Origin of the sequence: Salmonella enterica subsp. enterica serovar Typhimurium str. LT2 (assembly GCF_000006945.2) — a bacterium.
Classification (GTDB): domain Bacteria; phylum Pseudomonadota; class Gammaproteobacteria; order Enterobacterales; family Enterobacteriaceae; genus Salmonella; species Salmonella enterica.
The window spans coordinates 109,314-123,408 of the sequence record NC_003197.2 but is presented as its reverse complement, the minus strand read 5'-3'; the positions used below and the strand labels follow the sequence as shown (position 1 = coordinate 123,408).

Annotated in this window: 11 protein-coding genes and 22 other annotated features; of the genes, 7 read left to right on the top strand and 4 right to left on the bottom strand. The window is 54.7% G+C overall.

What is annotated here, in order from left to right:
- Positions 1 to 37: 37 nt before the first annotated feature.
- Together yabI and araC are read right to left on the bottom strand one after the other, a co-directional pair.
- Positions 38 to 816, bottom strand: a protein-coding gene (gene yabI, locus STM0105; protein ID NP_459110.1) for a putative DedA family membrane protein. Within the gene, positions 38 to 805 belong to an annotated coding region; the region does not span the whole gene.
- Positions 811 to 816: a ribosome-binding site (putative RBS for yabI; RegulonDB:STMS1H000485), on the bottom strand. It overlaps the preceding gene by 6 nt.
- A gap of 107 nt (positions 817 to 923) precedes the next feature.
- Positions 924 to 1,881, bottom strand: a protein-coding gene (gene araC, locus STM0104) for a transcriptional regulator (AraC/XylS family) for ara operon (protein ID NP_459109.1). Within the gene, positions 924 to 1,769 belong to an annotated coding region; the region does not span the whole gene.
- Positions 1,772 to 1,777, bottom strand: a ribosome-binding site (putative RBS for araC; RegulonDB:STMS1H000484). (Overlaps the previous gene by 6 nt.)
- Positions 1,789 to 1,807, top strand: a protein binding site (putative binding site for AraC, RegulonDB: STMS1H000009).
- Positions 1,801 to 1,819, bottom strand: a protein binding site (putative binding site for AraC, RegulonDB: STMS1H000004). (Overlaps the previous feature by 7 nt.)
- Positions 1,849 to 1,857, bottom strand: a -10 signal (putative -10_signal for araC; RegulonDB:STMLTH004464).
- Positions 1,873 to 1,881: a -35 signal (putative -35_signal for araC; RegulonDB:STMLTH004464), on the bottom strand.
- A gap of 45 nt (positions 1,882 to 1,926) precedes the next feature.
- Positions 1,927 to 1,945: a protein binding site (putative binding site for AraC, RegulonDB: STMS1H000006), on the bottom strand.
- Positions 1,946 to 1,960: 15 nt separating this feature from the next.
- Positions 1,961 to 1,979 (bottom strand) — a protein binding site (putative binding site for AraC, RegulonDB: STMS1H000012).
- Positions 1,976 to 2,003, top strand: a protein binding site (putative binding site for CRP, RegulonDB: STMS1H000094). It overlaps the preceding feature by 4 nt.
- Positions 1,977 to 1,997: a protein binding site (putative binding site for CRP, RegulonDB: STMS1H000082), on the bottom strand. It overlaps the preceding feature by 21 nt.
- Positions 1,997 to 2,005: a -35 signal (putative -35_signal for araB; RegulonDB:STMLTH004463), on the top strand. Its footprint overlaps the feature before it by 1 nt.
- On the opposite strand from araC, the gene araB reads away from it, so the two are divergent.
- The 3 genes from araB to araD all read left to right on the top strand — a co-directional run bounded on the left by araB (position 1,997) and on the right by araD (position 6,168).
- Positions 1,997 to 3,819, top strand: a protein-coding gene (gene araB / locus STM0103; RefSeq protein NP_459108.1) for an L-ribulokinase. Within the gene, positions 2,110 to 3,819 belong to an annotated coding region; the region does not span the whole gene. It overlaps the preceding feature by 9 nt.
- Positions 2,013 to 2,031: a protein binding site (putative binding site for AraC, RegulonDB: STMS1H000007), on the top strand. Its footprint overlaps the gene before it by 19 nt.
- Positions 2,016 to 2,024, top strand: a -10 signal (putative -10_signal for araB; RegulonDB:STMLTH004463). It overlaps the preceding feature by 9 nt.
- Positions 2,017 to 2,035, bottom strand: a protein binding site (putative binding site for AraC, RegulonDB: STMS1H000008). Its footprint overlaps the feature before it by 8 nt.
- Positions 2,039 to 2,057, top strand: a protein binding site (putative binding site for AraC, RegulonDB: STMS1H000003).
- Positions 2,097 to 2,102, top strand: a ribosome-binding site (putative RBS for araB; RegulonDB:STMS1H000483).
- Positions 3,818 to 3,823 (top strand) — a ribosome-binding site (putative RBS for araA; RegulonDB:STMS1H000482).
- Positions 3,818 to 5,332 (top strand): L-arabinose isomerase gene (araA, locus tag STM0102; protein NP_459107.1). Within the gene, positions 3,830 to 5,332 belong to an annotated coding region; the region does not span the whole gene. (Overlaps the previous feature by 6 nt.) The genes araB and araA overlap by 2 nt, the downstream gene beginning before the upstream one ends.
- Before the next feature lie 127 nt (positions 5,333 to 5,459).
- Positions 5,460 to 5,465 (top strand) — a ribosome-binding site (putative RBS for araD; RegulonDB:STMS1H000481).
- Positions 5,460 to 6,168, top strand: a protein-coding gene (araD, locus tag STM0101; RefSeq protein ID NP_459106.1) for an L-ribulose-5-phosphate 4-epimerase. Within the gene, positions 5,473 to 6,168 belong to an annotated coding region; the region does not span the whole gene. Its footprint overlaps the feature before it by 6 nt.
- Before the next feature lie 5 nt (positions 6,169 to 6,173).
- Here araD and STM0100 read toward each other — a convergent pair.
- Together STM0100 and STM0099 are read right to left on the bottom strand one after the other, a co-directional pair.
- Entirely contained in the window at positions 6,174 to 6,593 is a 420-nt protein-coding gene (locus STM0100) for a putative cytoplasmic protein (protein ID NP_459105.1), read from the bottom strand.
- A gap of 214 nt (positions 6,594 to 6,807) precedes the next feature.
- Positions 6,808 to 7,115, bottom strand: a protein-coding gene (locus STM0099; RefSeq protein NP_446563.1) for a putative inner membrane protein. Within the gene, positions 6,808 to 7,110 belong to an annotated coding region; the region does not span the whole gene.
- Positions 7,110 to 7,115, bottom strand: a ribosome-binding site (putative RBS for STM0099; RegulonDB:STMS1H000480). It overlaps the preceding gene by 6 nt.
- Positions 7,116 to 7,306: 191 nt before the next feature.
- Positions 7,307 to 7,312 (top strand) — a ribosome-binding site (putative RBS for STM0098; RegulonDB:STMS1H000479).
- Between STM0099 and STM0098 the strand changes: the two genes are divergently transcribed.
- The 4 genes from STM0098 to rluA all read left to right on the top strand — a co-directional run bounded on the left by STM0098 (position 7,307) and on the right by rluA (position 14,078).
- Positions 7,307 to 7,932 (top strand): putative secreted protein gene (locus STM0098; protein NP_459103.1). Within the gene, positions 7,312 to 7,932 belong to an annotated coding region; the region does not span the whole gene. Its footprint overlaps the feature before it by 6 nt.
- Before the next feature lie 31 nt (positions 7,933 to 7,963).
- Positions 7,964 to 7,969 (top strand) — a ribosome-binding site (putative RBS for polB; RegulonDB:STMS1H000478).
- Positions 7,964 to 10,327 (top strand): DNA polymerase II gene (polB, locus tag STM0097; RefSeq protein NP_459102.1). Within the gene, positions 7,976 to 10,327 belong to an annotated coding region; the region does not span the whole gene. (Overlaps the previous feature by 6 nt.)
- Before the next feature lie 173 nt (positions 10,328 to 10,500).
- A complete protein-coding gene (gene hepA / locus STM0096; RefSeq protein ID NP_459101.1) occupies positions 10,501 to 13,407 on the top strand; it encodes an RNA polymerase associated protein in 2,907 nt (968 codons plus the stop codon).
- Positions 13,407 to 13,412, top strand: a ribosome-binding site (putative RBS for rluA; RegulonDB:STMS1H000477). It overlaps the preceding gene by 1 nt.
- Positions 13,407 to 14,078 (top strand): 23S rRNA pseudouridylate 746 synthase gene (gene rluA / locus STM0095; RefSeq protein NP_459100.1). Within the gene, positions 13,419 to 14,078 belong to an annotated coding region; the region does not span the whole gene. It overlaps the preceding feature by 6 nt. Before hepA ends, rluA begins: the two co-directional genes overlap by 1 nt.
- Positions 14,079 to 14,095: the final 17 nt, after the last annotated feature.

The following is a 14,095-nucleotide window of genomic DNA, read 5'->3' as shown; positions in this document are numbered from 1 at the left end:
CCGGATAAGGCGAAGCTGCCATCCGGCAAAGGAATCGTTAGTAACCCACAACTTTGCGCAGAATATCGATATATACCGGCATCAGCGGGTGGCGAACCAGCACCACCAGCGCGACCACGCCGATCCCGAGCGTCAACGGCGCCAGATACAGCAAACGGCTGCGGGGGAAATACGCGGTTAAACGATCGACTGCCGCTTTGCCGCTGCGCCACAGCCGCCAGCATAGCCAGCCTCCGACCCACAGCAGCAACGCCGTCGCCAGCAGCAGCCATTTGAAATCTCCGCTCTGCATATCGGAAGGAATATCGATTGCCGCTCCCGCCAGAATGCCCGGCAGGAAATAAAACGGCGGCCACAGCAAACAGCCAATCAAGTTCGGCCCAATAAATTTCGCCACGGGAAGATCCAGCATCCCTGCCACCATCGGCACCAGCGGCCTCGTCGGACCGACAAAACGTCCGACCAGGATCGTGAACATACTGTGCTGATGCAGCGCGTGTTCGGTTTTATCCAGCAGCGACTTGTTCTTTTTCATAAAAGACCAGCGGTGTAGCGGCTTTTTAAAGCGCCACCCCAGCCAGAACGAAATCCAGTCGCCCATCAGACAGCCGATAATACCCACCAGCCAGGCATGCCAAAAATTGAGCTCGCCGCTGCCGATAAGCGCGCCCAGCCCCGCCATCAGTACCGTGCCGGGTAAAATCAACCCCACCAGCGCCAGCGATTCCAGGAAGGCGACCAGCAACACGGCGATGAGCGAATACAGAGTGGATTGGGTGATAAAGTGTTCCAGCAGTGCTTGCATAGTGTGTCCGTCAGCGTGATGAAGCAGGGATTCTGCTTACCCCGTCCCCCTTCGTCAAGCCGTCAATTATCCGAATAGTTACGGCTTATGACATCTTTGTGGACACATCATTCACTTTTTATTCACATCCGGCCCTGAACTCGCTAGGACTTGCCCCGGTGCATTTTTTAAATACCCGCGAAAAATAGAGCTGATCGTCAAATCCAACATTGCGCCCAACGGTCGCTATCGGCATTCGCGTAGTGCTAAGCAGAAGTTTCGCCTGGCTGATACGCTGATCTTCGCGCCAGCTCAATACGCTAATGCCTAACTGCTGGCGGAACAGATGTGATAACCGGGAGGGCGACAGGCAGACATGCTGGGCGACGCTGGCGATATCAAAATGGCTGTCCGCCAGATGGTCGCTGATATACTGGCAGGCATCGCGCACACGGCTATCCATCGGCGGGTGCAACGACTCATTAATTACCGCCATACGTCTGAGCAACAACTGCTCCAGCAGATTGATCGCCAGTAGCTCAGAATAGCGACCTTCCCCTTGCCCGGCGCTGATGATCTGCCCGAACAGTTCGCTGAAATGCGGCTGGCGCGCCTCGTCCGGGCGGAAAAATCCTGTCTGGGCAAAGATTGTCGGCCAGGTCAGCCACTCCTGCCAGTAGGCGCGAGGCCGGAAATAAACCCACTGGTGATACCACTCGCTGGCGTCCGGATGCCGTCCATAGTGATGAATCTCGCCCGGCGGAAACAATAATATATCGCCAGGCCGACAGACAAACTGCTCGCCATTATTATTAATGACGCCCTCTCCGCGGATGGTCAGGTTAAGAATATATCCCTTCATGCCCAACGGACGATCGATAAAAAAATCCAGATATCCATTCGCTTCAATTGGCGTCAGCCCGGCGACCAGATGGGCATTAAATGAATATCCCGGCAATAGCGGATCATTTTGCGTTTCAGCCATGATTTCTCTACCCCCCGATGTTCAGAGAAGAAACAAATTGTCCATATCGACCAGGACGACAGAGCTTCCGTCTCCGCAAGACTTTGCGCTTGATGAAAGCACGTATCAACCCCGCTTGTGAAAAGCGCTTTGTAACAAAAGCGTACAGTTCAGGCGATAAAATTAAGTAACAGAAGTGTCTATAACTATGGCTGGAATGTCCACATTGAATATTTGCACAGCGTCACACTTTGCAAAGCATTAGCATTTTTGTCCATAAGATTAGCGGATCCTGCCTGACGGTTTTTGCCGCGACTCTCTACTGTTTCTCCATACCTGTTTTTCTGGATGGAGTAAGACGATGGCAATTGCAATTGGCCTCGATTTTGGCAGTGATTCAGTGCGCGCTCTGGCAGTGGACTGCGCCACCGGCGACGAGATCGCCACCAGCGTAGAGTGGTATCCGCGCTGGCAAGAAGGCCGTTATTGCGACGGCCCGAACAACCAGTTCCGTCATCATCCGCGCGACTACATGGAGTCAATGGAGGCCGCGCTGAAAGCCGTTCTGGCACAATTAAGCGCCGCGCAACGCGCAAATGTCGTTGGCATTGGCGTTGACAGCACCGGCTCTACGCCAGCGCCGATTGACGCCGACGGTAACGTCCTGGCGCTGCGTCCAGAGTTCGCCGAGAACCCGAATGCGATGTTTGTGCTGTGGAAAGATCACACCGCCGTGGAAGAGGCCGACGAAATCACTCGTCTGTGCCATAAGCCAGGCAAGGTCGACTACTCCCGCTATATTGGCGGCATTTACTCCAGCGAATGGTTCTGGGCGAAGATTCTGCACGTCACCCGGCAGGATAGCGCCGTCGCGCAGGCCGCCGTCTCGTGGATTGAGCTGTGCGACTGGGTGCCGGCGCTGCTTTCCGGCACCACTCGCCCGCAGGATATCCGCCGTGGCCGCTGCAGCGCCGGGCACAAAACGCTGTGGCATGAAAGCTGGGGCGGTCTGCCGCCCGCGAGCTTCTTTGATGAACTCGATCCGTGCATTAACCGTCATCTGCGCTACCCGTTATTTAGCGAAACCTTCACCGCCGATCTGCCCGTGGGCACCCTGTGCGCCGAATGGGCGCAGCGCCTCGACTTGCCGGAAAGCGTAGTGATTTCCGGCGGCGCGTTCGACTGTCACATGGGCGCGGTCGGCGCGGGCGCACAGCCCAATACGCTGGTGAAAGTCATCGGCACGTCTACCTGCGACATTCTGATTGCGGATAAACAGAGCGTCGGGGATCGCGCCGTGAAAGGCATTTGCGGTCAGGTTGACGGCAGCGTGGTGCCGAACTTTATCGGTCTGGAAGCGGGGCAATCTGCTTTCGGCGATATCTACGCCTGGTTTAGCCGCGTGTTGAGCTGGCCGCTGGAGCAACTTGCCGCGCAGCACCCGGAACTGAAACCCCAGATTAACGCCAGCCAGAAGCAGCTACTGCCAGCGCTCACCGACGCCTGGGCGAAAAATCCGTCCCTGGATCACCTGCCGGTGGTGCTCGACTGGTTTAACGGTCGCCGCACGCCAAACGCTAATCAGCGTCTGAAAGGCGTCATTACCGATCTCAATCTCGCCACCGACGCGCCAGCGCTGTTTGGCGGTCTGGTCGCTTCGACCGCCTTCGGCGCGCGCGCCATTCAGGAGTGTTTTACCGATCAGGGTATCGCGGTCAATAACGTGATGGCGCTTGGCGGCATCGCCCGTAAAAATCAGGTCATTATGCAGGTCTGCTGCGACGTACTGAATCGTCCGTTGCAGATCGTCGCTTCCGACCAGTGTTGCGCATTAGGCGCCGCTATCTTTGCCGCCGTCGCTGCGAAAGTCCATGCCGACATTCCAGCCGCCCAGCAAAGCATGGCGAGCGCGGTAGAACGCACTCTGCGCCCCCACCCTGAACAGGCGCAACGCTTCGAACAGCTTTACCGCCGCTACCAGCAGTGGGCGCTAAGCGCAGAACAACATTATCTTCCGACTGCCGCGCCGGCGCCAACGACCCCGGCCAATCAGGCAATCCTGACTCATTAAGGACACGACAATGACGATTTTTGATAATTATGAAGTATGGTTTGTGATTGGCAGCCAGCATTTGTATGGCGCAGAAACCCTGCGTCAGGTCACCCAACATGCCGAGCATGTGGTCAACGCGCTGAATACCGAAGCCAAACTGCCATGTAAACTGGTATTAAAACCGCTGGGCACCTCGCCGGATGAGATTACCGCCATTTGTCGTGACGCCAATTATGACGATCGCTGCGCAGGGCTGGTGGTCTGGCTGCACACCTTCTCCCCGGCCAAAATGTGGATCAACGGGCTGAGTATCCTTAACAAACCACTACTGCAATTCCATACCCAATTTAACGCCGCCCTGCCGTGGGACAGCATTGATATGGACTTTATGAACCTGAACCAGACTGCGCACGGCGGTCGTGAGTTCGGTTTTATCGGCGCGCGGATGCGCCAGCAGCACGCGGTCGTCACCGGTCACTGGCAGGATAAAGAGGCCCATACGCGTATCGGTGCCTGGATGCGCCAGGCGGTCTCTAAACAGGATACCCGCCAGCTAAAAGTCTGCCGCTTCGGCGACAATATGCGTGAAGTCGCAGTGACTGACGGTGATAAAGTGGCCGCGCAAATCAAATTTGGCTTTTCGGTCAATACCTGGGCGGTCGGCGATCTGGTGCAGGTGGTGAATTCTATCGGCGACGGCGATATCAACGCTCTGATTGACGAGTATGAAAGCAGCTATACCCTGACGCCCGCCACCCAAATCCACGGCGATAAACGCCAGAACGTGCGGGAGGCGGCGCGTATTGAACTCGGTATGAAGCGTTTCCTGGAACAGGGCGGCTTCCACGCATTCACTACTACCTTTGAAGATTTACACGGTCTGAAACAGCTTCCGGGTCTGGCCGTACAGCGTCTGATGCAGCAAGGCTACGGCTTTGCGGGCGAAGGCGACTGGAAAACCGCCGCTCTGCTTCGCATTATGAAAGTGATGTCAACCGGTCTGCAGGGCGGCACCTCATTTATGGAGGATTACACCTACCACTTCGAGAAAGGCAACGATCTGGTGCTCGGCTCGCACATGCTGGAAGTGTGTCCGTCCATCGCGGTGGAAGAGAAACCGATCCTCGACGTCCAGCACCTCGGCATTGGCGGCAAGGAAGATCCGGCGCGTTTGATTTTCAATACCCAAACCGGCCCGGCGATCGTCGCCAGCCTGATCGACCTCGGCGATCGTTATCGCCTGCTGGTCAACTGCATTGACACCGTAAAAACGCCGCACTCCCTGCCGAAACTGCCGGTGGCTAACGCGCTGTGGAAGGCGCAGCCGGATCTGCCGACCGCCTCCGAAGCGTGGATTCTGGCTGGCGGCGCGCACCATACCGTCTTCAGCCACGCGCTGGATCTGAACGATATGCGCCAGTTTGCAGAAATACACGATATCGAAATCGCGGTGATTGATAACGATACCCATCTGCCGGCCTTTAAGGACGCGCTGCGCTGGAACGAGGTGTATTACGGGTTCAAACGTTAATTGGTGAAACGGATTGCCCGGTGGCACTGCGTTTACCGGGCCTACGGTCCTGTAGGCCGAATAAGGCATTTATGTCGCCATCCGGCACACCGTCGCTCGTAGGCCGGATAAGCGAAGCGCCATCCGGCAGGGAGAAAACAATGTTAGAAGATCTCAAACGCCAGGTACTGGAAGCTAATCTGGCGCTGCCAAAACACAACCTGGTCACCCTTACCTGGGGTAACGTTAGCGCCGTCGATCGCGAACGCGGCGTACTGGTGATTAAGCCGTCCGGCGTCGATTATAGCGTCATGACCGCTGACGATATGGTGGTGGTCAGCCTGGAGAGCGGTGAAGTCGTTGAAGGTCATAAGAAACCGTCGTCCGATACGCCAACCCACCGTCTGTTGTACCAGGCATTTCCGACTATCGGCGGCATCGTACACACCCATTCGCGCCACGCGACTATCTGGGCGCAGGCGGGTCAGCCAATTCCGGCGACGGGAACCACCCATGCCGACTATTTCTACGGTACGATTCCCTGCACTCGCAAAATGACCGAGGCGGAAATTAATGGCGAGTATGAATGGGAAACGGGCAATGTCATTGTTGAAACCTTTGAAAAACAAGGCATTGACGCCGCTCAAATGCCCGGCGTGCTTGTCCATTCGCACGGCCCGTTTGCCTGGGGTAAAAATGCCGAGGATGCAGTGCATAACGCCATCGTGCTGGAAGAAGTGGCCTATATGGGGATCTTCTGCCGCCAGCTTGCGCCGCAGTTGCCCGACATGCAGCAATCCCTGCTGGATAAACACTATCTACGCAAACACGGCGCAAAAGCCTATTACGGGCAGTAATGCCTCTAAAAACGCGTCCCATGGGGGGCGCGTTGATGAATCTGGTCGGTGATATATTCAGCAAATGCGCTTTGATAGACGTAATGATCAGAACTCACATATTCAATAATATTGTCATAATGTCCCTGCCACGCTTTTCCTTCCAGCGCATGGAAGAAAATATAATCTTCGATTGTTGACTGCCAGCGTTGCCCATTTAACAGATAGTTAATAATGGTATCCCGATGTCCGTTTTTTCTGTCGTGTCCTTGCCAGTGAAAAAAAGCATTGCCGTTTTCAATAATCTCGGTACGCCAAATCTGTTCTGTCCATGTTTTATACTCAAAAAATCGACTCACGGTTTTTATGGAAGGGTTAGCGCGTTGAGTATTGACGAAAAGATAACGGTCGTTCCCTACCAGACGCGCCTGCATACTCACATTCATAAAAGATCATTCCCGAATACCACAAATTTTGATAAAAACACCCGCACCCGAAAGTCAAAATAAAATTATATTCTAAAATAAAAATTAAATTATGCAGAGAGTTCCCGACGAATTCGCACTGTAATCCATTTTTATTTAACCATAGCGGCCAATTGGAATATTATATTTCTACCTGACGGTGCGGATGTTCCAAATGAAATTGTTACACTTTTCATTAATTAAAACAAACAAAAAATATCGCTTTTTTGTTAATCCGAGAAATAAGTAACAGATTCGAACAAGCGCCTTTCTGAAAAATACTTAATGTATGAAAACAGACTTGACACAAAACGGCTAATACATGGGTAAAAACTGTAAATAAAAATGATTCAAAATTAGCAGTTATAGGATAATTATATCTGCTGTCTACACCAGCATCATTATACCCTTCATACTTCGAGTTGCTTATGTGTTGGCTACGGATTACTCGGCCCATCCATGGGCCTTGCCCTGACGGGCCGTCGCACGCGACGTTCAAATCTGCTCCCGGCAGATTTGTCGCTCACCCCAGTCACATAGTTATCTATGCTCCTGGGGACTCACTCCCTTGCCGCCTTTAAGCAACTCGAATTATTTTGGGTATATATTGATAAATATACGTCAGCAAAAATATCTGACGCTAAAAGCCATTTTATCGTTAAAATATCCATTACACCCGTCACGGGGAACGAACTCATTCATGAAATATCGCTACATCATCAGAATCGCGGCAGGCATAATTCTCATTATGGCTACGGTGTTTATCCATAATGCCATCGCTATTTATCAGTTCAGTCAGCAAAACCAGACGCGCGTAGCTGACTGCGCGATTGTCGCAGGAGCAGGCGTTAGCGGAAAAACGCCTTCTCCCGTTTTTCAGGCCAGACTGGATCATGCCATCTGGCTTTACCAACAACACATTGTCCGCGCGTTGGTATTAACCGGCGGCTACGGCGCTGGCGCAACGGTTTCCGACGCGGCGATAGCCCGTCAATACGTTCTGGAAAAAGGGATTCCGGCTAAGGCAATTTTTATTGAAGAGCGCTCTACCGTGACGCGCGAAAATATTCGTTACGCAAAACAGATACTGCGACAACAACAATGGCGCACAGCGTTACTGGTCAGCGATCCGCTGCATATGCTGCGTCTGAAAACTATCGCTCAGGATAATGGTATCGATAGCCGCTCATCACCCACGCGATCCACCCGCTATAAATCCTGGTGGGCGCAAACCCGCTTCTTACTGCGAGAAACTTTTTATTACAGCGGATATCGGCTTTTACGTTATATGCCTGTACAAAATAACAGTATTACCCCCTAAAACAGGTTATAATTAGCGTGAATTTTTTAGACAGGTAATCATCGTGGCGCAGGCAGGTTTCATTTTAACCCGGCACTGGCGGGATACGCCGCAAGGGACGGAGGTCTCTTTCTGGCTGGCGACAGACAACGGCCCTGTGCAGGCAACGCTGGCGCCGCAAGAGTCCGTGGCGTTTATTCCGACCAGCCAGACCTCCCGCGCCGCCTCGCTGCTACAGGCGGAAAAAGACTATCGCCTGACGCCGCTCCAGCTGCGAGACTTTCATCGTCAGCCGGTATCCGGTCTGTATTGCCGCACTCACCGCCAGCTTATGCGGATGGAGAAACTGCTGCGCGAAAACGGCGTCACCGTTTATGAAGCGGATGTACGCCCGCCGGAACGTTACCTGATGGAGCGTTTTATTACGTCGCCCGTTTGGGTAGACGGCGAGATGCGCAACGGCGTTATCCGCAATGCGCGTCTTAAACCCCACTCCGACTATCGACCGCCGCTAAAATGGGTCTCGCTGGATATCGAAACCACGCGACACGGCGAACTGTATTGCATTGGTCTGGAAGGCTGCGGCCAGCGTACCGTTTATATGCTGGGCCCGGCGAATGGCGATGACCACCAACTGGACTTCGAGCTTGTGTATGTCGCCAGCCGCCCGCAGCTGCTGGAAAAACTCAACGCCTGGTTTGCCGAACATGATCCTGATGTCATCATCGGCTGGAACGTAGTGCAGTTCGACCTGCGTATGCTGCAAAAACATGCCGAACGCTACCGTATCCCTTTACGGCTGGGGCGAGACAATAGCGAACTGGAGTGGCGCGAACATGGCTTCAAAAACGGCGTTTTTTTCGCCCAGGCCAGAGGGCGAGTCATTATCGATGGTATCGACGCGCTTAAATCCGCGTTCTGGAATTTTTCGTCTTTTTCGCTGGAAGCCGTCTCGCAGGAACTGCTCGGCGAAGGAAAATCCATTGATAACCCCTGGGATCGTATGGATGAGATCGATCGCCGCTTTGCCCAGGATAAACCCGCCCTCGCCACCTACAACCTGAAAGACTGCGAGCTGGTCACGCGCATTTTCCATAAAACCGAGATCATGCCGTTTTTGCTGGAACGCGCGACGATCAACGGCCTGCCGGTCGATCGCCACGGCGGTTCGGTCGCCGCATTCGGGCATCTTTACTTTCCGCGAATGCACCGCGCCGGCTATGTCGCGCCCAATCTCGGCGAAGTGCCGCCGCTGGCAAGTCCCGGCGGCTACGTAATGGATTCACAACCCGGATTATACGATTCAGTACTGGTGCTGGATTATAAAAGCCTGTACCCGTCGATTATCCGCACGTTTTTGATTGATCCCGTCGGGCTGGTCGAAGGCATGGCGCAGCCGGATCCGGAACACAGTACCGAAGGTTTCCTTGACGCCTGGTTTTCACGAGAAAAGCACTGCCTGCCGGAAATTGTTAGCCAAATCTGGCACGGGCGCGATGAAGCCAAACGTCAGGGTAATAAACCGCTCTCGCAGGCGCTTAAAATCATTATGAACGCCTTTTATGGCGTACTCGGCACCACGGCCTGTCGCTTTTTCGATCCCCGTCTGGCGTCGTCAATCACCATGCGCGGTCATGCGATTATGCGCCAGACCAAAGCGCTGATTGAGGCGCAGGGTTATGACGTGATTTATGGCGATACCGATTCCACTTTCGTCTGGCTCCGGCGCGCGCATTCAGAAGCCGATGCGGCGGAAATCGGGCACAGGCTGGTGCGTCACGTGAACGAATGGTGGGCGCAGACGTTACAACAGCAAAATTTGACCAGCGCGCTGGAGCTGGAGTTTGAAACCCACTTTTGCCGTTTTCTGATGCCGACCATCCGCGGCGCGGATACTGGCAGTAAAAAACGCTACGCGGGCCTGATTCAGGAAGGCGACAGCCAGCGCATGGTATTTAAAGGTCTGGAAACGGTGCGGACCGACTGGACGCCGCTGGCGCAGCGCTTTCAACAGGAGCTGTATCTGCGTGTTTTTCGCAATGAACCTTATCAAGACTATGTGCGCGAGACTATCGATAAACTGATGGCGGGCGAACTGGACGCACAGCTGGTTTATCGTAAGCGTCTGCGTCGCCCTTTACATGAGTACCAACGTAACGTTCCGCCGCACGTTCGCGCCGCCCGGCTGGCGGATGAACAAAACCTGAAGCAGGGTCGTCCGGCGCAGTATCAGAATCGCGGCGCCATAAAATATGTCTGGACTGTTAACGGCCCCGAGCCCGTGGATTACCAGCAGTCGCCGCTGGATTACGAACACTATCTTACCCGCCAGCTACAACCCGTGGCGGAAGGAATTCTTCCCTTCGTTGAAGATAATTTTGCTACACTACTGACCGGGCAACTGGGGTTATTTTGACGCGTGACGAAAGCGCCGCCTTCCAGTACCATAGCGCCCTTTCCATTCCTGGACCTAATTAACGCCACTACCACATTAGCCTGGTAGCGGGGTCGTATACTCGCAATTATCCAGTGCTGTCGCCTGGGAATGGCGAGTAATGCCTGCAATTAAAGATATAGAGCCGAACACATATGCCTTTTACACTTGGTCAACGCTGGATCAGCGATACAGAAAGCGAGCTGGGACTTGGAACCGTTGTTGCGATGGATGCGCGAACCGTCACCTTACTTTTCCCGTCCACGGGGGAAAACCGCCTGTATGCGCGCAGTGATTCTCCCGTGACCCGCGTCATGTTCAACCCTGGCGATACGATTACAAGCCATGAAGGCTGGCAGCTACATATCGATGAAGTAAAAGAAGAAAATGGCCTGCTTGTTTATGTCGGCACCCGCCTGGATACCGAAGAGACCAATGTGACGTTGCGCGAAGTTCTGCTCGACAGCAAGTTGGTTTTCAGTAAGCCCCAGGATCGTCTGTTCGCCGGTCAAATCGATCGAATGGATCGGTTCGCGCTGCGCTATCGCGCCCGTAAATTTCAGAGCGAGCAGTACCGGATGCCATACAGCGGTCTGCGCGGTCAGCGGACCAATCTGATCCCGCATCAGCTTAATATCGCTCATGATGTAGGTCGTCGCCACGCGCCGCGCGTACTGCTGGCGGATGAAGTGGGCTTAGGTAAAACCATTGAAGCCGGGATGATTCTGCATCAACAGTTATTATCCGGCGCGGCGGAACGCGTATTGATCATCGTTCCGGAAACCCTGCAACACCAGTGGCTGGTAGAAATGCTGCGCCGTTTCAACCTGCGCTTCGCGCTGTTCGATGACGAACGCTATACCGAAGCGCAGCACGACGCGTATAACCCGTTTGAAACCGAACAACTGGTGATCTGCTCGCTGGATTTCGCCCGCCGTAATAAGCAGCGTCTGGAACATTTGTGCGACGCCGAGTGGGATCTGCTGGTGGTCGACGAAGCGCATCATCTGGTGTGGAGTACCGATGCGCCGAGCCGTGAATATATGGCCATCGAACAGTTAGCTGAACGCGTACCGGGCGTGCTGCTGCTGACCGCCACGCCAGAACAGCTGGGGATGGAAAGCCATTTCGCCCGTCTGCGCCTGCTGGATCCGAACCGTTTCCACGATTTCGAACAGTTTGTCGAAGAACAGAAAAACTACCGACCTGTCGCCGATGCGGTGGCCATGCTGCTGGCGGGCAATAAACTCAGCAACGACGAACTGAACAGGCTGGGCGATCTGATCGGCGAACAGGATATTGAACCGCTGTTGCAGGCCGCTAATAGCGATCGCGACGATGCGCAGGCCGCCCGTGATGAGCTGGTGTCGATGCTGATGGATCGCCACGGCACCAGCCGCGTTCTGTTCCGCAACACCCGTAACGGCGTCAAGGGGTTCCCGAAACGTGAACTGCATACGGTAAAACTGCCGCTGCCGACCCAGTATCAGACCGCCATTAAGGTCTCCGGCATTATGGGCGCGCGTAAAAGCCCGGAAGATCGCGCCCGCGATATGCTCTATCCGGAACAAATTTATCAGGAGTTCGAAGGCGATACCGGCACCTGGTGGAACTTCGACCCACGCGTTGAGTGGCTAATGGGCTATCTGACCAGCCATCGTTCGCAAAAAGTGCTGGTGATCTGCGCCAAAGCGACCACCGCGTTACAGCTGGAGCAGGTGCTGCGCGAACGCGAAGGCATCCGCGCCGCCGTGTTCCATGAGGGCATGTCGATTATCGAACGCGACCGCGCCGCCGCCTGGTTCGCCGAAGAAGATACCGGCGCGCAGGTGCTGTTATGTTCCGAAATCGGCTCCGAAGGACGTAACTTCCAGTTTGCCAGCAATCTGGTGATGTTCGACTTGCCGTTTAACCCGGATCTGCTGGAACAGCGTATTGGTCGTCTGGATCGCATCGGCCAGGCGCATGATATCCAGATCCACGTCCCGTACCTGGAAAAAACCGCCCAGTCGGTGCTGGTTCGCTGGTATCACGAAGGGCTGGACGCCTTTGAGCACACCTGTCCAACCGGCCGCGCGATTTATGATTCAGCCTACGCCAGTCTGATTAACTATCTGGCCGCGCCTGAAGAAACCGACGGGTTTGACGATCTGATCAAATCCTGCCGCGAGCAACATGAAGCGCTAAAAGCCCAGTTAGAACAGGGCCGCGACCGCCTGCTGGAGATCCACTCCAACGGTGGTGAAAAAGCCCAACAGCTTGCACAAAGCATTGAAGAACAGGACGACGACACCAACCTGATTGCGTTCGCCATGAACCTGTTCGATATCGTCGGCATTAACCAGGACGATCGCGGCGACAACCTGATCGTGCTGACGCCGTCCGACCACATGTTGGTGCCGGATTTCCCCGGCCTGCCGGAAGACGGCTGTACTATCACGTTTGAACGTGACGTAGCCCTGTCTCGCGAAGATGCGCAGTTTATTACCTGGGAACATCCGCTCATCCGTAACGGACTGGATCTGATCCTCTCCGGCGACACCGGCAGCAGCACCATTTCGCTGTTGAAAAATAAAGCGCTGCCCGTCGGCACGCTGCTGGTCGAACTGGTTTACGTCGTGGAAGCGCAGGCGCCGAAACAGCTACAACTGAACCGCTTCCTGCCGCCGACGCCGGTACGTATGCTGTTAGATAAAAACGGCAACAATCTGGCCGCCCAGGTCGAGTTTGAAACCTTCAACCGCCAGCTCAGCGCCGTGAATCGCCACACCGGTAGCAAACTGGTGAACGCCGTTCAACAGGACGTCCACGCCATTTTGCAACTGGGCGAGACGCAGATTGAAAAGTCCGCCAGAGCGCTGATTGATAACGCGCGCCGCGAGGCGGATGAAAAACTGTCCGGGGAACTGTCGCGTCTGGAAGCGCTGCGCGCCGTCAACCCGAACATTCGCGACGACGAACTTGCCGCTATCGACAGCAACCGTCAGCAGGTGCTGGAAAGCCTGAATCAGGCAGGCTGGCGTCTGGACGCGCTGCGTCTTATCGTCGTCACGCACCAATAACGGAGCCGTACATGGGGATGGAAAACTACAATCCGCCGCAGGAACCCTGGCTGGTTATCCTGTATCAGGATGAGCACATTATGGTGGTCAATAAGCCCAGCGGCCTGTTGTCCGTGCCGGGGCGTCTGGAAGCGCACAAAGACAGCATTATGACGCGTATCCAGCGCGACTACCCGCAGGCAGAATCGGTGCATCGTCTGGATATGGCCACCAGCGGCGTGATTGTAGTGGCGCTGACCAAAGCCGCGGAGCGGGAGCTAAAACGCCAGTTCCGCGAACGTGAGCCGAAAAAGCAGTATGTAGCGCGCGTATGGGGTCATCCCTCCCCGGCGGAAGGGCTGGTTGACTTACCGCTCATCTGCGACTGGCCGAACCGGCCAAAGCAGAAAGTGTGTTATGAAACCGGCAAACCGGCGCAAACGGAATATAACGTGGTGGAGTTTGCGGCGGATAATACCGCCCGCGTGGTGCTCAAGCCGATCACCGGACGTTCGCATCAGCTTCGTGTGCATATGCTGGCGTTAGGCCACCCGATTTTAGGCGATCGGTTTTACGCCTCGCCGGAAGCGTTGTCGCTGGCGCCGCGTTTGCAGTTACACGCCGAAATGCTGACCATTACCCATCCCGCTTACGGTAACAGCATGACGTTTAAAGTCCCGGCAGATTTTTAAATTCTGAGCCAATTTAT